This is a genomic window from Streptomyces mirabilis (genome assembly GCF_039503195.1).
GTDB lineage: Bacteria > Actinomycetota > Actinomycetes > Streptomycetales > Streptomycetaceae > Streptomyces > Streptomyces mirabilis_D.
The window spans coordinates 6,413,882-6,432,125 of the sequence record NZ_JBCJKP010000001.1 but is presented as its reverse complement, the minus strand read 5'-3'; the positions used below and the strand labels follow the sequence as shown (position 1 = coordinate 6,432,125).

At 71.0% G+C, this 18,244-nt stretch carries 16 protein-coding genes and 1 pseudogene; 5 read left to right on the top strand and 12 right to left on the bottom strand.

Translation table 11 applies throughout. The annotated features are described in order from the left end of the window. Positions 1–137: 137 nt before the first annotated feature. The 4 genes from AAFF41_RS29730 to AAFF41_RS29715 form a co-directional block, all read right to left on the bottom strand. Positions 138–821 carry an ABC transporter ATP-binding protein gene (locus tag AAFF41_RS29730; RefSeq protein ID WP_319751483.1) on the bottom strand — a complete coding sequence of 228 codons (684 nt, stop codon included), beginning with the start codon at positions 819–821 and terminating at the stop codon, positions 138–140. Between the two features lie 88 nt (positions 822–909). Beyond that, the gene (locus tag AAFF41_RS29725) at positions 910–2,391 is read right to left on the bottom strand and encodes an ABC transporter permease (protein ID WP_319751484.1); all 1,482 of its coding nucleotides are present in this window, start codon (positions 2,389–2,391) and stop codon (positions 910–912) included. Between the two features lie 181 nt (positions 2,392–2,572). Further along, on the bottom strand, positions 2,573–3,838 hold the full coding sequence (locus AAFF41_RS29720; RefSeq protein WP_343324902.1) for a L,D-transpeptidase: 1,266 nt from the start codon (positions 3,836–3,838) through the stop codon (positions 2,573–2,575). A gap of 262 nt (positions 3,839–4,100) precedes the next feature. Next, a complete protein-coding gene (locus AAFF41_RS29715; RefSeq protein WP_343324901.1) occupies positions 4,101–4,409 on the bottom strand; it encodes a hypothetical protein in 309 nt (102 codons plus the stop codon). Positions 4,410–4,558: 149 nt separating this feature from the next. On the opposite strand from AAFF41_RS29715, the gene AAFF41_RS29710 reads away from it, so the two are divergent. Further along, positions 4,559–4,939: a cell wall protein gene (locus AAFF41_RS29710; protein WP_319751487.1), complete on the top strand. Its 381-nt coding sequence runs from the start codon at positions 4,559–4,561 to the stop codon at positions 4,937–4,939. Between the two features lie 35 nt (positions 4,940–4,974). Continuing rightward, positions 4,975–5,712, top strand: a complete 738-nt coding sequence (locus AAFF41_RS29705; RefSeq protein ID WP_319751488.1) for a DUF2625 family protein — start codon at positions 4,975–4,977, stop codon at positions 5,710–5,712. A gap of 116 nt (positions 5,713–5,828) precedes the next feature. Here AAFF41_RS29705 and AAFF41_RS29700 read toward each other — a convergent pair whose 3' ends face one another. From AAFF41_RS29700 to AAFF41_RS29680, 5 genes and pseudogenes are all read right to left on the bottom strand, one after another. Next, entirely contained in the window at positions 5,829–7,451 is a 1,623-nt protein-coding gene (locus AAFF41_RS29700) for a DEAD/DEAH box helicase (protein WP_319751489.1), read from the bottom strand. Positions 7,452–7,586: 135 nt separating this feature from the next. Further along, positions 7,587–7,790 (bottom strand): cold-shock protein, encoded by a 204-nt coding sequence (locus tag AAFF41_RS29695; protein ID WP_028803001.1) that lies wholly within the window; start codon positions 7,788–7,790, stop codon positions 7,587–7,589. Between the two features lie 193 nt (positions 7,791–7,983). Next, positions 7,984–9,522, bottom strand: a complete 1,539-nt coding sequence (hutH, locus tag AAFF41_RS29690; RefSeq protein WP_097286017.1) for a histidine ammonia-lyase — start codon at positions 9,520–9,522, stop codon at positions 7,984–7,986. Between the two features lie 99 nt (positions 9,523–9,621). Next, a pseudogene (locus AAFF41_RS29685) lies at positions 9,622–10,802 on the bottom strand (GGDEF domain-containing protein). A gap of 101 nt (positions 10,803–10,903) precedes the next feature. Beyond that, positions 10,904–11,710: an enoyl-CoA hydratase/isomerase family protein gene (locus AAFF41_RS29680; RefSeq protein WP_319751491.1), complete on the bottom strand. Its 807-nt coding sequence runs from the start codon at positions 11,708–11,710 to the stop codon at positions 10,904–10,906. Between the two features lie 220 nt (positions 11,711–11,930). Here AAFF41_RS29680 and AAFF41_RS29675 point away from each other — a divergent pair, with 220 nt between their 5' ends. Beyond that, positions 11,931–12,773, top strand: a complete 843-nt coding sequence (locus AAFF41_RS29675) for a hypothetical protein (RefSeq protein ID WP_343324900.1) — start codon at positions 11,931–11,933, stop codon at positions 12,771–12,773. Between the two features lie 26 nt (positions 12,774–12,799). Here AAFF41_RS29675 and AAFF41_RS29670 read toward each other — a convergent pair whose 3' ends face one another. Together AAFF41_RS29670 and AAFF41_RS29665 are read right to left on the bottom strand one after the other, a co-directional pair. Further along, positions 12,800–14,086: an adenylate/guanylate cyclase domain-containing protein gene (locus tag AAFF41_RS29670; protein ID WP_319751493.1), complete on the bottom strand. Its 1,287-nt coding sequence runs from the start codon at positions 14,084–14,086 to the stop codon at positions 12,800–12,802. A 160-nt stretch (positions 14,087–14,246) separates the two neighbouring features. After that, on the bottom strand, positions 14,247–15,113 hold the full coding sequence (locus AAFF41_RS29665) for a biotin--[acetyl-CoA-carboxylase] ligase (protein WP_319751495.1): 867 nt from the start codon (positions 15,111–15,113) through the stop codon (positions 14,247–14,249). Between the two features lie 131 nt (positions 15,114–15,244). Between AAFF41_RS29665 and AAFF41_RS29660 the strand changes: the two genes are divergently transcribed. After that, the gene (locus AAFF41_RS29660) at positions 15,245–16,837 is read left to right on the top strand and encodes an acyl-CoA carboxylase subunit beta (RefSeq protein WP_054234736.1); all 1,593 of its coding nucleotides are present in this window, start codon (positions 15,245–15,247) and stop codon (positions 16,835–16,837) included. A 24-nt stretch (positions 16,838–16,861) separates the two neighbouring features. Then, the gene (locus AAFF41_RS29655; RefSeq protein WP_054234735.1) at positions 16,862–17,068 is read left to right on the top strand and encodes an acyl-CoA carboxylase epsilon subunit; all 207 of its coding nucleotides are present in this window, start codon (positions 16,862–16,864) and stop codon (positions 17,066–17,068) included. Here AAFF41_RS29655 and AAFF41_RS29650 read toward each other — a convergent pair. Then, positions 17,065–18,201, bottom strand: coding sequence for an SGNH/GDSL hydrolase family protein (locus AAFF41_RS29650; RefSeq protein WP_343324899.1), 1,137 nt, complete (start codon positions 18,199–18,201; stop codon positions 17,065–17,067). The genes AAFF41_RS29655 and AAFF41_RS29650 overlap by 4 nt on opposite strands. Positions 18,202–18,244: the final 43 nt, after the last annotated feature.

Genomic DNA, 18,244 nt, shown 5'->3' with positions numbered 1-18,244 from the left:
GCCTCGTACGCATGCACGTACACCCCCCGGAATACGAAAGTATGCCCGGGGGGTGATCGTCCCCTCAATAGCGGGGTGAGGGTGAAGAGTTGACGGAGTTGTTCCGCTAAGCCCCCGCACGCTCCTTTTGCGCTTCTTTAAGCACCCGCGTTTTCCTTGACGGAGATCTTCCCCTTGCGAATCGTCGCGAGGCGCGGGGCCTTCTTCGCGATCGAGGAATCGTGCGTAACCATGATGAAAGTGAGCCCGTGCTCCTTCCACATGGCCTCGAGCACCTCCATGATCTCGTCGCGCATGGACTCGTCGAGGTTGCCGGTGGGCTCGTCGGCGAGCAGCACCTTCGGCTGCTTGACCAGGGCGCGGGCGATCGCGACACGCTGCTGCTGGCCACCGGAGAGCTCGGCGGGCAGATGCCCGAGCCGCTCGGCGAGTCCCACCGACTCCAGTGCGTCGGCGGCCCGTTGCCGCCGTTCCTTCACCTTCACACCGAGGGGTACGAGGGCGGTCTCCACGTTTTCCTGGGCGGTGAGCGTGGGAATCAGGTTGAAGCTCTGAAAGACGAATCCGATGTTCTCGCTGCGTACTTTGGTGAGCTTCGCCTCGGACAGTTTGGCCATGTCCGTGCCGTCGAGTTCGACACTGCCCTCGGTGGGCCGGTCGAGACCGCCGAGCATCTGGAGAAGGGTGGATTTTCCGCCACCGGTGGGGCCCTGGATGACGAGCCGGTCGCCGTCCGCGATGGTCAGGTCGACCCCCGCGAGCGCGTCGACCGTCTCCTTGCCCCGGGTATAGCGCTTGGTGACGCCTCTGAGTTCGTACATGGTGCAACTCCTGGATGAGGTGAAGGGGGTGCCCGGTACAGCGAGCAGCAGTGGGCGATGTCGGGCACCCCCTTGAGAGGGGCTGGGCCTATTCGACGCGGCGCAGGGCGTCCGCGGGGCGGAGTCGGGAGGCACGCCAGCCGCCGAAGGCGCCGGCGATCAGACCACCGGTGATGGCGAGGGCCACCGCGCCGACGATGGTGCCGAGGCTGACGGGCGCGGTGAGCGCGACGTCGAGGGCCTTGGCCGCGGCCTGCCGGCCGGGACCGCCGAAGCCGGGACCGCCGAAGCCGCGCCCGCCGCCGGGGCCGCCCTGGCCTCCGCCGCCGCCCGAACCGCCCACCTGCGCCTGCAGGGTGGGGCTGATCTCGGTGACGACGTAGGCGCCCGCGAGACCGATCGCGATACCGAGGGCGCCGCCGACCAGACCGTTGACCATGGCCTCGCCGACGACCTGCCGGGTCACCCGGCCCGACTTCCAGCCGAGCGCCTTGAGGGTGCCGAACTCGCGCACGCGCCGGGAGACGGCGGAGGAGGTGAGCAGGCCGGCGACCAGGAACGCGGCCACGAGCACCGCGATGGACAGCCACTTGCCGACGTTCGACGCGAGGCTGGAGGCGGTGGAGAGGGAGCCGGAGACGGTGGACGCGAGGTCGGCGGAGGTGGTGACCGTCGTCCCCGAGATGTTCTTCTGGATGGTGCTCTTCACGCTGGAGATCTGCTGCGAGTCCGACGCCTTGACGTAGATCGTGGTGACCTTGTCCTTGGAGCCGCTGAGCGTCTGGGCCTGCTTGAGCGGGATGTAGAGGTTGGCCGCCGCGTCACCGCTGTCGGGCGTGGCGATGCCGATGACCTTGTACTTGACGCTCTTGATGGTGACGGTGGAACCGACCTTGAGCTTCTTCTCCTTGGCGTACGAGACGTCGGCGACGACCACCTTGGCATCGGTCTCGGACGTCTGGAACGTACGACCGCTGGTGATCTTCGAGGAGGTCAGCGGGCCGAGGGCGGGCTTGGTGACGTCGGTGCCGTACACCGAGTAGTTGTTGACGTCGAAGTTGGCGCCGCCGCCCTCGACACGACCCTGCGGGGACTGCTGGGCGTCCGGGCGCCCGCCCCTCTGGCCGGTGCCGCTGTTCTGGTTCTGCTGGAACTGACCCCGCGTGAACTGGCCGTCGATCCTGATGACCTGGAGGCTCAGTCCGCCGACGGAGTCCGCGACGCCCTTCTGGGAGTCGACCTTGGTGACCGTGGAGGCGGCCAGGGTCTGGAAGCCCTGCACCATGACGCGGTCGCTGCTCTGCTCCTTGGTGGAGCCGTTGTCGTTCGCGTCGAAGTTGAAGCGCGGACGCTGGCCGGTGCTCGTCGCCGGCGCCGCCGCCTTGGTGACGGTCATGTCCGTACCCAGTCCGTACAGCGACTGGAGGACCTTGCCCTGCGCCTTCTCCATGCCGGACGACACGGAGCTGACCACGATGACCAGGGCGATGCCCAGGGCGAGTCCGGAGGCGACGACGAGCGCCGCCTTCCTGCGGCGGCGCAGTTCGCGCCTCAGGTAGGTGAAGAACATGGCGGAAAGCTAGGTACGGCGCGTGATGGCGCGATAAGCCCCGCATAAGAGAAGGATGAGAAGGCTGTGGCAGCCCGGAAGTTCACCTGTGGGCGGTCCCTGAAGGCTGTGAGAACGCCGATGGCGGCGGCGACCCGTGAGGGCCACCGCCGCCATCGGCGAACGAGGGATTGCGGCGCGATCAGGCGGCCGAGCCGGCCTTCCAGGCGGACCAGCTCAGGTTCCAGCCGTTGAGGCCGTTGTCCGGGGCGATGGTCTTGTCACCGGTGTTCTTGACGACCACGACGTCACCGATCAGCGAGTGGTCGTAGAACCAGGCCGCGGGCGTGTTCGGGTCGCCCGCACCCTTGGTGTCGGACAGACCCACACAGCCGTGGCTGGTGTTCACCGCGCCGAAGATGGACTTCGCGCCCCAGTAGTTGCCGTGGATGAAGGTGCCGGAGTTCGACAGACGCATGGCGTGCGGCACGTCCTTGATGTCGTACTCGCCCTTGCCGTCGGTCTTCGTGAAGCCGACCGTCGAGCCGTTCATCCGGGTCTCCTTGAACTTCTCGGAGATCACCATCTGGCCCTGGTACGTCTTGTGCTCCGGGGATCCCGAGGAGATCGGGATCGTCTTGATCGTCTTGCCGTCCTGCGTGACCTTCATGGTCTTGCTCTGCGCGTCGACGATCGAGACCTGGTTGCGGCCGATCTTGAAGGTGACCGTCTTCTGCTGCACGCCGTAGACACCGCTCGCGCCCTGGACGCCGTCCAGGTTGAGCTTGAGGGTGACGGTGGAGCCGCCGGTCCAGTAGTTCTCGGGACGGAAGTCGAGGCGGTTGGCGTTGAACCAGTGGCCGACGACCTCCTGGCCGCTGCTGGAGGAGACGGTGATCCCCTTCTGCACGGCGGCCTTGTTCGTGATCGCCTTGTTGAAGTTGATCGAGACCGGCATGCCGACGCCGACGGTGGAACCGTCCTCAGGCGTGAAGTTGCCTATGAAGCTGTTCGCCGGGGAGACCGTGGTGAACGAGGCGTTCTCGTGGGCGACGAGGCCCGCGGAGTCGGTGGCCTCGGCGGCCACCTTGTACGTGGTGGCGCGGTCGAGCGGGGAGGCGGGCTTCCAGCTCTTCTTGTCGGCGGATATCTGACCGGACACCGGCGTGCCCGACTCGGTCGTCATGGTGACGGCCGTGAGCGTGCCCTTGCTCACGGTGACCGCCGCGGCGTTGTTGATGGAGGCGTTGTCGGAACCGTCCGCGGGCGTGATCTTGATCTGGGCCTGCGAGCTCTTCTTGGCCGCCGCCGCATCGGCCTGGGCCTGCGAGGTCTCGCCGTCCGAGGCGCTGGCCTTGCTGCCACCCCCGCTGCTGCACGCAGAGAGCACCAGCACTCCGCCGAGCAGTGCGGACGCGGCCATCAGACCCTTGCGCCGCTTACTGTCCGTCATCACACGCTTCTCCATCGTCGCCAAATCACCTGGAACCACATGAGCCCCGTTCGAACCATCAACGCTACGACCGGTTCGTCCCATTCCTTATACTTCTGAGGTGTGGGTAACACCACGTCGGCCCACGGCGTCAACCGAATCGACCCGAGCCGGACCCCGATCGAGTGGTACCGACAGCCGGACCGAATTCTGGTGCGGAGGTGGTCGGTGCGTCGTCGGAGACGACAGAACCCCGGGCAGCGGTTGCCACCCGGGGTCACGTTTTCCCCAAGAGGCGTCAGCCGACTCCGACTTCCTCGTCGTCATCCTCGCCGCCATCATCCTCGTCGAGGTCCCATTCCGGCGAATCGGGGTCGTAGTCGATCGGCTCGCTGCTCCAGGAGGCCTGGGCGAGGTCGACCCCGGGCACCTCGCTGACCAGGTCGAACGGGTCTACGAGATAGGCCAGGGCCTCGGCAGTGTCTTCCGTCACTGCGTTCTCGGCGTGGGTCCGCTCGTCGGCCGGCATGCCGGAGTCGTCCGCGATGCGGCGCAACGCGGCCTTGGTGACGGCGTCCGCGTCGTCGACTTCCAACACCAGCTCCACGCGAAGCCGGACAAATCGTGATGTCTCAGGAGTACTCATGGGACGGAGCGTACGGCCCGTGGCTCCCACGACTTTCCCACGACCCGCGCCTTTCATTAGCATCGGCCCACACGGCCAATTCGCCAGCGCCACAAGGGGATCGATATTACGTGTCCGCCGCTCGTCGCTCGTTGCTGACCGCCACCGCAGCGGGAACCCTTCTGGGGGCCCTGTGGTTCGTCCCGTCCGCCAACGCGACCCCGGAAAAGCCTGCTCAGCACAGCAACATGTCGACGAACACCACGTCGAGAACCGCGCTGCAGGCCTCCACCGAGTCCGGCGACACCCAGCCGGGCGCCGCCGACGCGAGCGACGCCGGAGCGAACGACACGGGCTCCGACACCACCGGGTCGCAGGACAGCGGGACCCGGCTCGCCGACACCGGAAGCGTCGACACGACGCCGTACGTCGTCGGCGGAACCCTTTTCCTGGGCCTCGGCGCCGGCTTTGTGACCTACTCGGTGCGCCGGGAGCGCACGGCGGCCTTCTGAGCGCGACGCTCCGGCCCGGAACCCACGGGATACCCATGCGAGACCTGACCGAGCTGACTGATGTCGAGGAGCCGGCATGGCCGCTCCTCTCCGAGGCGATCTCCAACAGCAGGGTGTCCATGGATGTGCTGCCGGTGGACCCGGCGCAGGCCCGTGGATCCCTGCTGCAACTGCAAGCCACCGCGCGCTCCTCGCTCGGCTCCTTCGTGCTCAACTGCGGCGGGGTACTGCTGGACAGCGGCTGGCTGCGCATCTACGGCAGCCCCGACGACGACGCGCCTGCGGGGACGCCGAGCTTCGCCGAGATCAACGACCTCCCCGAGCGGTTCGACCCGGCATGGCGGCCGGAGGGCGGGCTCGTCATCGCCCATGACGTCCTCGGCGGCGTCTTCGTGGTCAACGGACCCGACCCCGCGCAGATGAACCGCCCCGGCGGTCCCGGCGAGGTGCTGTACTTCGCGCCGGACTCGCTGCGCTGGGACGCGCTCGGCGTGGGCCACGCGGACTGGCTCAACTGGCTCCTGGACGAAGGGGGCATAGAGCAGTTCTACGACACCCTGCGCTGGCCCGGCTGGCGCGCCGAGACGGGGCCCATGCCGGGCTCCCACGGGATCACCTTCGACCCGGTCCTGTGGACGGCCGCCAACCGCCGCGACCTTCCCGCGGCCCGCCGCCGTGCCATCCACATGTCGGATCTCATGGACCTCCACCGAGGCACCGGCCTGGAACTCGACAAGATCGACCCGGGCTTCCTGGGCAACTTCGACTACTGAGAAGTTCCCGCGCCCCTGGGAGCGCGCCCGCGGGGGCGCTCCCAGGGGCGCGGGGAACTGGGCGCGGGGAACCGCGCGACCAGCCCCCACCGGCCCGCGGACACAGACGAACCGGGCTACGCCGCGCGACGCCCGCCGCCGCCCTGCCCGCCACGCTCCGTACGCCGCTGCTGCGGAGCACGCCCACGACCACCGGAGCGACCCGCGCCCCCGGTACCGCCACCCGTACCGCCACCGGCCGTACCGCCGGCGGCACGCCGCGGCTGACGGCCCTGCGACTCCGAACCCGCGCCCGTTCCGGCCGGACGCCTCGCGCCGCCTCCGACCCGCGGCCGTGACCGCTTCTTCGGCTGTTCGGGCTGCTGCGGCACCTCGATGACGATCGGGACGCCGGAGGGCTCACGGGCGCCGGTGAGGCGGGCGAGCTCCTCGTCGCTGGACGCGATCCGCGCCGTGCGCGGGGTGATGCCGGCGTCGGCCATCAGCCGCGTCATCTCCCGCCGCTGCTCGGGCAGTACGAGGGTGACGACGCTGCCGGACTCACCGGCCCGGGCGGTACGTCCGCCGCGGTGCAGGTAGTCCTTGTGGTCGGTCGGCGGGTCGACGTTGACCACGAGGTCGAGGTCGTCGATGTGGATGCCGCGCGCCGCGACGTTGGTGGCGACGAGCGCGGTGACCTGACCGTTCTTGAACTGGTCCAGGGTGCGGTTGCGCTGCGGCTGGCTGCGCCCGCCGTGCAGCGCGGACGCCCGGACACCGCTCGCGAGCAGCCGCTTGGTGAACCGGTCGGCGCCGCGCTTGGTGTCGACGAAGAGGATCACCCGGCCGTCGCGCGCCGCGATCCGCAGGGCGACGGCCTTCTTGTCGGTCTCGTCGGCGACGTGGAGCACGTGGTGCTCCATGGTGGTCACCGCACCCGCCGAGGGGTCGACGGAGTGCACCACGGGGTCCGTGAGGAACATCTTCACGAGCCGGTCGATGTTCTTGTCGAGCGTGGCCGAGAAGAGCAGTCGCTGACCGCCCGGCTCGACCTGCTTGAGCAGCGCGGTGACCTGCGGCATGAAGCCCATGTCGGCCATCTGGTCGGCCTCGTCGAGGACCGTGATCGCGACCTGGTCGAGGACGCAGTCGCCGCGCTCGATGAGGTCCTTGAGCCGCCCGGGGGTGGCCACGAGCACCTCGGCGCCGCGCCGCAGCGTGCCGGCCTGCCGGCCGATCGACATCCCGCCGACGGCCGTGGCCACGCGCAGGTTGACCGCGGTCGCGTACGGCGTGAGCGCGTCGTCGACCTGCTGGGCGAGTTCGCGCGTGGGGACGAGGACGAGCGCGAGCGGCGCCTTCGACTCCGCCCGGCGACCCGCCGTACGGGCCAGCAGGGCCAGTCCGAAGGCGAGCGTCTTGCCGGAGCCGGTGCGGCCACGGCCGAGGACGTCGCGTCCGGCGAGGGAGTTGGGCAGCGTCGCGCCCTGGATCGGGAAGGGCTCGGTGACGCCCTGCGCGGCGAGGGTCTTGGTGAGGGCCGCCGGCATGTCGAGCGCGTCGAAGGAGTCGACGGCGGGCAGCGCCGGGGTGATGGTCTCGGGCAGGGAGAACTCCTGCGGCGCCACGGCCTTGCGGACCGGGCCCTTACCGGTGCCACGGCCGCCGCCGCGGCCCGCGCCCTTCGCGAAGCCGCCGGTCTGGGCGCCACCTCGTGCGTTTGCCGGCCGCTTACGGACGGGACGTTCGGATCGAGTCATGCTGGATCTGGATTTCCTTCCTGGGCCCCACGGACTGCACGCACAGCGCTCGCAACTGACAAGCACTCACAGCACGAGCCGGGACCCGCACCCCGAAGGTGCGGGCCCCGGCTCTGGAAAAGCGCGTCCCCGAAATCAGGCGGGGATGATGTTCTCCGCCTGCAGGCCCTTCTGGCCCTGCGCGACGTCGAACGAGACCTTCTGGCCCTCCAGCAGCTCACGGAAGCCGGAGCTGGCGATGTTGGAGTAGTGGGCGAAGACGTCGGGGCCGCCGCCGTCCTGCTCGATGAAGCCGAAGCCCTTTTCCGAGTTGAACCACTTCACGGTGCCAGTTGCCATGTTTTTCTCCTGAATAGGTAGGGCCCCAATCCGGAGATGCACCGGGAAAAGCCGGAGATGCCGGTAAAACAAAACGCGCCTGCGGAGGATTCCGATCAGGCGCACAAAGTAAATGGGTACCAAAAACGTATCAATGAGACAGTAGCACACTTCGGGCCGCCCCTGTGACAGCGGCGGCCCGAAGGCGCTCCGGTCAGGCCAGCGGTCCGGTCACCGGCTCCACCGCCGCCACCACCCGGCCGCCGCGCACGAACGCGTCCGCCGCCTCCAGGTCCGGGGCGAGGAAGCGGTCGGGGCCCGGGCCCTGGACGCCGGCCGCGCGGACGGCCTCGATGACGGCCTGCGAGGCGGGGGCCGGGGTCAGCCCCTCGCGCAGTTCGATCGCGCGGGTGGCCGCGTACAGCTCGATCGCGACGATACGGGTCAGGTTGTCCACCGCGGTGCGCAGCTTGCGCGCGGCCGACCAGCCCATGGAGACGTGGTCCTCCTGCATGGCGGAGGAGGGGATGGAGTCCGCGGACGCCGGTACGGCGAGGCGCTTCATCTCGCTCACCAGCGCCGCCTGGGTGTACTGGGCGATCATCAGGCCCGAGTCGACGCCCGCGTCGTCCGCGAGGAACGGCGGCAGACCGTGCGAGCGGTTCTTGTCGAGCAGCCGGTCGGTGCGGCGCTCGGCGATCGAGCCGAGGTCGGCGGCGGCGATGGCGAGGAAGTCGAGGACGTAGGCGACCGGGGCGCCGTGGAAGTTGCCGTTCGACTCGACGCGGCCGTCGGGCAGCACGACCGGGTTGTCCACGGCGGAGGCGAGCTCGCGCTCGGCGACGAGCCGGGCGTGCGCGAGCGTGTCGCGTCCGGCGCCCGCGACCTGCGGGGCGCAGCGCACGGAGTAGGCGTCCTGGACGCGCGGGGCGCCGTCCTGGTGGTGGCCGGTCAGCTCCGAGCCCTTCAGGACGGCCAGCATGTTGGCGGCGCTGGCGCTCTGTCCCGGGTGCGGGCGGATGGCGTGCAGCTCGGGGGCGAGCACCTTGTCCGTGCCGAGGAGCGCTTCGAGGGAGAGCGCGGCGGTGACGTCGGCCGACTTGTAGAGCGTCTCCAGGTCGGCGAGGGCCATGACCAGCATGCCGAGCATGCCGTCGGTGCCGTTGAGAAGGGCGAGGCCCTCCTTCTCGCGCAGTTCGACGGGGGTGATGCCGGCCTCGGCGAGCAGCTCGCCCGCGGGCCGTACGACACCGTCGGGACCCTCGGCGTCACCCTCGCCCATCAGCGTCAGCGCGCAGTGGGAGAGCGGGGCCAGGTCGCCGGAGCAGCCGAGCGAGCCGTACTCGTGGACGACCGGGGTGATCCGGGCGTTGAGGATGTCTGCCATGGTCTGGGCGACCTCGGGCCGCACACCGGTGTGCCCGGAGCAGACGGTCTTGAGCCGCAGGAACATCAGCGCGCGGACGACCTCGCGCTCCACGCGCGGGCCCATGCCGGCGGCGTGCGAGCGGACGATGTTGCGCTGCAGCTGGGCGCGCAGCTCCGGGCTGATGTGCCGACTCGCGAGGGCGCCGAACCCGGTGGAGACGCCGTAGACCGGCTCCGGCTTGGCGGCCAGCGCGTCCACGATCTCGCGGGCCGCGGCGAGGGCCGCCACCGCCTCTTCGGAGAGCTCGATCCGGGCGCCGCCGCGCGCCACGGCGAGTACGTCGGACGCGGTCACTCCGGACGTCCCCACCACCACAGTGTGCATATCCATATTCAGGAGCGTACGCAGTGAATTCGATGATGTCACTAGTGGGTGGGCGGTTGACCCCTTACTTCGACGTACGTCACACACGCCCGCGCGGACTCAGGGGCGGGGGTGCTCGTGACGCCCACGGAAGCGGCGGCGTTCCCCCGCGCCGGGGAGGGCGCGTCGGCGAGACGCACGACCGGGTCGTCGGGGCCCTCGCGCCCGGCGACGACGGGCTTCGCGGCCCGTACGGCCTTCGCGCGGTACTGGGCGGCGTCGGCCAGCCGGAAGAGCCGCCGTGCCGAGCGCACCGGACCGATCGGGTCCGCGGTCGAGGCGACCCCGCACGCCACCCCCTCCCCCAGCTCCAACTCGGCGGCGCGGCGGCAGAGTTCGTCCGCGATGCGGACGACCTCGTCGGCCGGCGGGCCGACCGCGAGCAGGCAGAACTCGTCACCGCCGAGGCGGGCGGCGAGCGTGCCCGGGAGCATCGCCCCGCACAGCGACAGCACCGATCCGAACCGCTCCAGGAGCCGGTCGCCGACGGCGTGCCCGCGGGTGTCGTTGACGTTCTTGAGTCCGTTGAGGTCACAGACGACGAGGCTGACCGCGGCCCCTTCCTGCCGGTGCAGCTCGATGGCCTCGTCCAGGCGTACGTCGACCGCGCGGCGGTTGGCGAGTCCGGTGAGGGCGTCCGTGAACGCGAGGCGCCGGGCCTCCTCCAGGCGCTCGGTCTGGGCGAGCCCGGCGGCGACGACGGAGGCCAGCACGGTCGCGAAGTCCGCGTCGGCCCGGTCGAAGACGGGTGCCGTGACCGGACGGGCCACGTACAGCTCGCCCCACGCCCGCCCGTGCAGCACGATCGGGGCGACGACGCAGCAGCCGCGGCGGCGCCGGCGCAGGGCGGCGACCCTCCCCCGGCCAACACCGGGAGGTGCCCCCAGATGGCAGTAGCCGACGGGACCGGCCGCCGGCCCGTCGGCGGTCTCCACCCAGGCGTTCGGGCCACCTCCCCCGGCCCAGCGCTCGTGCAGGAACTCGGTGATCTCCGGGAACTGGTGCACGGGGTAGGCCTCGCCGTCCGGGAACTCCTCCTCGTCCGGCGCGCGTTCGCCCACGTTCGCCAGGACCCGCAGCCGGCCGAGCTCGCGCTCCCACACGGAGAGCGCGGCGAAGCTCCCGGCGAGCGCGTGGCAGGCGCCGAGCGCCGCGGCCCGCCAGGACTCGCGTGGGGTGCGTGCCGCCGCCATCCCCTGCGCCAGCTCCACCACGGCCCTCAGCCGTCTGTCCTCACCCATCACTCCAGGCTAGGGATATTCACGACGATTCGGGATATTGGTGAGGCGAACAGGGGTCCGAGTGGCCGTACCTGCCGGAGGGCACCGGAAAGCGTGGGGGGCTACTCCCCCGGCCACTGCGGCGGGCGCTTCTCGTTGAACGCGGCGACTCCCTCCGCGCGGTCCCCCGAGAAGGCGACGGACCGCCAGGCCGCGTCCTCCACCTCCAGGCCCGCGCGCAGGTCGAGCCCGTGCCCGAGCCGCAGCGCACGCTTGGCGGCGCGCAGTCCGACGGGGGAGTTGGCGGCGATGCGGGCGGCGAGCGCGAGGGCTTCACCGCGGTCCTGGCCCGCGTCCACGAGTTCGTCGACGAGGCCCAGCTCCCTCGCCTCGCCCGCCTCCAGCCGCCGTGCCGAGAAGATCAGCTCGGCCGCGCGGGCCGCCCCGACCCGCCGCGGCAGCAGCTGCGTACCGCCGCCTCCGGGAATCACCCCGACCGACACCTCGGGCAGCCCGAGCACCGCCGTACGGTCGGCCACGATCAGGTCGCACGACAGGGCGAGCTCGAAGCCGCCACCGAGCGCGAAGCCGTGCACGGCGGCGATCGTCGGCATCGGCAGCTCCAGGACGCCGGTGTACGCGGCCCGTGCGACGGGGCGCTGGCGGACCAGGTCGGCATCGCTGAAGGAGTTGCGCTCCTTCAGGTCGGCGCCGACGCAGAAGGCGCGCTCGGCGGTGGAGGTCAGCACGACCACGCGTACGTCGCGCGCGCCGCCGAGCGCCTCGCAGGCGGCCGTGATGGAGCGGGCCATGTCCGTGGACACGGCGTTCATGGCCTTCGGCCGGTCGAGGGCGAGCTCCGCGACGTACGCGTGCCGCCGTACGACGACGAACTCCCCGAACCGCCGCTCGTCCCCTTGCTCCGCCATGACACCCTCCCGGTGAACGGTTAACGCGGGTTAACTCCCGACGCCTCCGATCATCGCAGCCACCCCCGCCCGGCGAAACCCGTCCCCTGCCCTCCCCTCGCCCCGCGCTCCCCGTTCGAGTGACATCCCGCCCAACTCCCGCCCCACGCCCGCAAAACGCGCATAACCTGCGCACCACCCGGTGCTTCGGGGGGCGCGGGCACATCGGGGAGGGATGACCATGACGAACGGCACGACGACAGACGTGACGAGGCCGTCGAGAACACCGACGGACTCTCCACTCACCCCGTACTCCCCGCCCACGGCCTGGCGCGTACCGGTTCCCCCGGGCACGCGTGAACCCGGCGGCACGGCAACCCGCCCCGCGCCCCGGCCCGCGGCCCGCCCCGTGGGGGGCGACCGCACGCCCGCCGGTCGCCCGGCGGCGGACCCCGCACCCGCCTCCGGCGCCTCCGCGAGCCTCGCGGAGGGCGAGGCGGTCGGTCCGCTCCGCGAGCGCGGCGGCCGGGGGCGGCACCGTAAGCCGCGGCCCCGGCGGGCGCTGTTCGCCGTGGGTGGCCTCGCGCTGGCCGCGGGGGCGTTGAGTCTGGCGCGGATGGCGCCGGAGTCGGTGGTCGGCGGCGGGAGCGGGAACACGGAGGCCGAGCCGAGGCCCGGGGTCGCCACGGACGAGGCGCTCGACGCCGCGCCGACCGTCTGGGCCGTGCCCTCCGCGCATCCGGCGTCCCCGGGTTCGACCGGCGCGCAGGGCGGGGCGAGCGCGACCCCGACCTCGGGCGTGAGCCCGGCGCCCACGGCACCGCCGACGGCCGCCTCGCCCTCGGCGACGGCGACGATCCCGTCCGCCCGGGCGAGCGCCCCCGTGGGGAGCGTGCCCGACACGACCGGCATCCCGACCGCGCCCGTCGTCGTACCGTCGCAGCCACACACGCGGCCGACGCCCGCCCCGAGTCCCACCACCCACACCCCGACCCCGGCACCCACCCAGAACCCACCGGGTCTGTGCGTGCCGATCGTCGGCATCTGTGTGAACGATCTGGCGGGCCCCGCCGGAGGCCATTGAGGGAAACAGGGCTTGAGGGCCAGGGCCTACGGCTGGTCGCCGCTTCGGCGGGCCAGCAGCCACGGTTCGACCACACCGAGGCCGCGGACGGGACGCTGCCACATCGGCTGGAGGGCGAAGCGGTAGACGGGCGGCTCCTCGCCCTCCTTCTCCGCGGTGGCCGCGGCCTCGGCGGCCTCCGCCTCGGAGGCGGGCGCGTCCCCGGTGCGGATCAGTTCCTCCGCGAAGGCGCCGTCCACCAGGACGGCGTCCCGTGGCGCTATCGACGTGAGCCGCGAGGCGAGGTTCACCGTCGTACCGAAGACGTCGCCCATGCGGGTCGTCACGGTGCCGAAGGCGATGCCGACGCGCAGCTCCGGCATCGTCTCGTCGTTGGCCATCGTCTCGATGAGGCGCAGCGCGATCTCGGCGGCGATCCCGGCGTCGTCCGCGGCGTACAGCACCTCGTCACCGAGGGTCTTGATGAGGCGCCCCCCGTGCGCGGCCACCAGGTCGGCGGCGGTGGTCTCGAAGGCCTCGACGAGCTCGCCGAGTTCCTCCTCCTCCATCCGGCGCGTCAGCCGCGTGAAGCCGACGAGGTCCGCGAAGCCGACGGCGAGGCGGCGGTCGACCATCTCCTCGTCGTCGCCGGCCTGGACGACGCGGCCGGTCGCGGCGGCGAGCTGGCGCCGCCAGACGTAGACGATGAACTCCTCCAGCTCGGGCAGGAGCAGCTCGATCAGGGGGTACGTGACCTCGGTGCGCGTCATGCCCGGTTCGGGGGGCTCGGTCAGGCCCTCCAGGAAGGAGTCGATCTGCCATTCGGCCAGGCGGGCCGTGGTCTGCCCGGTGGAACGGGCGACCTGGACCGCCATCGCCTCGCTCAGCAGGCCCGCCTCGACGAGACCGGCGAGGCGCCGCAGCGCCAGCACGTCGGCCTCGGTCAGCGCCTTGGCCTGGCCGATGTCGGCGAAGCCCATGGCCCGCCAGAAGCGCGAGGCCAGTTCCATGGAGACGCCTGCGCTGCGGGCGGCCTGGAAGGGGGTGTAGCGGCGCTCGGCGCCGAGGATGAGCGTTTCGAGGCGCAGCGCGAGGGGGTCCTCGCCGGAGTCGACGGACTCCTCGTCCATCCGGTTCTGCGCGTCCAAGCGGCTCTGTCCGTCCATCCGCCCGGTCGTCTCACCGGTCGGCCCGACGGTCCTCTCGCCGGCCATGTCACCGTTCGTGTCGACGCGCGCGGGCGCCGGGTCGGTGACCGGCCCGGCGGTACGCCCCGGCTCACCGTCGGGGGCGGGGTGTGCACCCGTGCCGGAGCCCGTGTCGTCGACGGTCACGCCTGCTGCCCTTCCGATCTGCCGTGGTCAGGGATCGACCGCGCTCAACTCTACGGCAGGTGTGCGCTGGCTCACTCCTGACTCGTACGCCCGGTCGGAGCTCGGCACCACGATCGGTTCCGGGCCCCACCGCTCAGTACGGTCCACCGACCTCCTCGGCTCACGCCGGCCGCAGATGAACGATGTCCCCCGCTCCCACCGGCTGCTGTACGCCCTCCTCCGTGGCCAGGACCAGACGCCCGTCCCCGTCGACCGCCACCGCTTCCCCGGTGATCGACGTGCCGCCGGGCAGTTCGGCACGCACCACCCTTCCGAGGGTCGCGCATCCCGCGGCATACGTCTCCTGGAGACCGGAGGCGGCGGGGTCGCCACCCGCGGACCGCCACTTCTCGTACCACTGCTCCAGGGAGCGCAGCACGGCCCGAAGCACCGTGTCACGGTCCGTGGTCGTGGCGCCCGCGAGGGCGAGGGAGCCCGCGCCGGGCACGGGGAGTTCGTCCTCGCGCAGGGTGACATTGATTCCGATGCCGACGACGACCGCGTCGTTCCCGGCGCGCTCGGCGAGGATGCCGCCCGTCTTGCGCTCCTCGCCGCCCACCGTGACCAGCAGGTCGTTGGGCCACTTGAGCGCCGTGTCGACACCCGCCACCTTGGACAGGGCCGTGGCCACCGCGACCCCGGTGAGCAGCGGGAGCCAGCCCCAGCGCTCGACGGGAACCCCGGTGGGCCTCAGCAGTACGGAGAAGAACAGGCCCGAGCGGGCCGGTGCCGTCCACTGGCGGTCCAGACGGCCCCGCCCGGCGTTCTGCTCCTCCGCGACGAGGACGACGCCCTCGTCGGCCTTCTCGTCCGTGGCGAGGGCCACGAGGTCGGAGTTGGTGGACCCGGTGCGCGGCGTGACCCGGACATCACCCCAGAGCCCGCCCTCGCGGACCAGTGCCCGGCGCAGGGCGGTCCCGTTCAGCGGTGGACGGTCCAGGTCGGACCACCGGTTGTCGTTCGCGTCTGAAGCATCTCGCGGCGTCATGCAACCCACCCTAGGTGTGGTAAACGCCGCACTGCCGAACGGTATCGACACCACTACCCTACGAGTCAGTAGCAACCCCCTGAGCACATCACCCTCATATTCGCACTGAGCAGGCAGGGAGCCGCATCCCGATGTCCGAGCCGGAAGAGCTGCACCACCCCGACATCCACACGACCGCGGGCAAACTCGCGGACCTGCGGCGCCGCGTCCAGGAAGCGACGCACGCCGGCTCGGCACGCGCTGTCGAAAAGCAGCACGCCAAGGGCAAGCTGACGGCCCGTGAGCGGATCGAGCTGCTGATCGACGAAGGCTCGTTCGTCGAGCTGGACGAGTTCGCGCAGCACCGCTCGACCGACTTCGGCATGGAGAACAACCGGCCCTACGGCGATGGTGTCGTCACCGGCTACGGCATGGTCGACGGCCGTCCCGTCGCCGTCTTCTCCCAGGACTTCACCGTCTTCGGCGGCGCCCTGGGCGAGGTCTTCGGCCAGAAGATCATGAAGGTGATGGACTTCGCGCTGAAGACCGGCTGTCCGGTCATCGGCATCAACGACTCCGGCGGCGCCCGCATCCAGGAGGGCGTCAGCGCGCTCGGCATGTACGGCGAGATCTTCCGCCGCAACACCCACGCCTCCGGCGTCATCCCGCAGATCTCGCTCGTCGTCGGCCCCTGCGCGGGCGGCGCGGTGTACTCCCCCGCGATCACCGACTTCACGGTCATGGTCGACCAGACCTCGCACATGTTCATCACGGGGCCGGACGTCATCAAGACGGTGACGGGCGAGGACGTCGGCTTCGAGGAGCTCGGCGGCGCGCGCACCCACAACGCGGTGTCGGGTGTGGCCCACCACATGGCGGGCGACGAGAAGGACGCCATCGAGTACGTCAAGCAGCTGCTGTCGTACCTGCCGTCCAACAACCTCAGTGAGCCCCCGGTCTTCCCCGAGGAGGCGGACCTCGCGCTCACGGACGAGGACCGCGAGCTGGACGTGATCGTGCCGGACAGCGCGAACCAGCCGTACGACATGCACGCGGTGATCGAACACATCCTGGACGACGCCGAGTTCTTCGAGACCCAGGCGCTGTTCGCGCCGAACATCCTCACCGGCTTCGGACGGGTCGAGGGCCACCCGGTGGGCATCGTCGCCAACCAGCCGATGCAGTTCGCCGGCTGTCTGGACATCGACGCGTCCGAGAAGGCGGCCCGCTTCGTGCGCACCTGCGACGCCTTCAACGTCCCCGTCATCACCTTCGTGGACGTCCCCGGCTTCCTCCCGGGCGTCGACCAGGAGCACACGGGCATCATCCGTCGCGGCGCCAAGCTGATCTACGCGTACGCCGAGGCGACCGTCCCGCTCATCACGGTCATCACCCGCAAGGCCTTCGGCGGCGCCTACGACGTCATGGGCTCCAAGCACCTGGGCGCGGACCTCAACCTCGCCTGGCCGACCGCCCAGATCGCGGTGATGGGCGCGCAGGGCGCGGTGAACATCCTGCACCGTCGCACGATCGCCACCGCCGAGGACCAGGACGCCACCCGGGCCCGCCTGATCCAGGAGTACGAGGACACCCTCCTCAACCCCTACACCGCGGCCGAGCGCGGCTACATCGACGCGGTGATCATGCCGTCCGACACCCGCTCCCACGTCGTACGGGGCCTGCGTCAGCTGCGTACGAAGCGGGAATCACTCCCTCCGAAGAAGCACGGCAACATCCCGCTCTAGAACCCCGGACCCTTGGGAGCAGACATGACGATCAAGGTCGTACGGGGCAATCCGACCCCGGAGGAGCTGGCCGCCGCTCTGGCGGTGGTCCGAGCGCGCGCCGCGGCGGCCACCACGCCACCCGGCGCGCCCGGCACCCGGGACTCCTGGTCGGACCCGTCCCGCATAGCCGCCCAGCACCTGCCCCAGCCGGGCCCCACGGCATGGACGCGGACGTACTGGCCCGCCTAGAAGCACTCCGCCACCTCCTCGGCCATCACCTCGTACCCGGCGTCATTGGGGTGCAGGTGATCGCCGAAGTCGTACACACCCCGTAGGCGATCCGGATCCTCCGGATCGGCCAACACCCCGTTGAGGTCCACCACCGCGTCCCACTCCCCCGCCCCGAGAATCCACCCGTTCACCTCACGGCTCACCTTCGCCGCCCGCTCCCCCCAGTGATCGGACCCCCCGAAGGGGAGCAGCGTCGCCCCGATCGCCCGCAGCCCCCGCCCCCGCCCCCGAGCCTGCCGTATCAACTCCCGGTACCCGTCGATGAGTTCATCGGCCTCCACCACCGGCGCGGGCTTGTACGTCGGCTGTTCGTCCGTCTCGCTGAACCCGATGTCGTTGAGCCCCAGCAGCACGACGACCGCCTCGACCCCGGCCTGTTCGAGAACGTCCCGCCCGAACCGCCGGACGCCCTTCTCCCCGTACCAGGCGGAGTCGTTCAGCAGCAGGTTCCCGCCGATGCCCGCGCCCAGCACGGGTCGCCCCGTGCGCTCGGCGAGCGCGTCCGACCAGCGGCGGTTCGCGCCCGGCGTCGAGCCGAACCCGTCCACGATGGAGTCCCCGAAGAGCACGACACCGTCCGTACGGCCCGCGTCGACCTCGACGGCCGACAGGAAGTACCAGGACTCGCTCGTCTCGCCGAATCCGTCGCCGTCGAGGTCGTCGAGGCGGTCACCTCCGCCCCGATGGCTCGTCGCGAAGGCCTGGGCGTGGAAGGTCGCGGGCCCGGTGGCGGCGTCGAGGTGCAGGGTGACGGTCACGGACTCCAGGGCCTCCACCACGAGTTCGGCGGGGTCGCTGGCGATCTGTCCGCGTGCCGGGATCTCGACGCCCCCGGCTCCCTCGAAGGTGAGCCGCCGCAGTGAGCCGGGCTCGACACCGGCCCCCTCGCCCGCACGGGCCACGGTGGCCCCGGCGATCCGCAGCGGCGAGGTGCCGTACGCGTTCGACAGTCGTATACGAACCCGGCCGCCGCCCGCCCCGATGCGGACGACCTGGCGCAGGGACTGGCGCCAGAAGCCCTCCTGGGACCAGTTGGGGGTGAAGCCCACGGCGGGGAGCTGGGGCGATGCGGTCCAGGCGGTGGTGAACACGGCGACTGCCTCCCTAAAAGGGACCAGAGTTCCTTTAGTGACG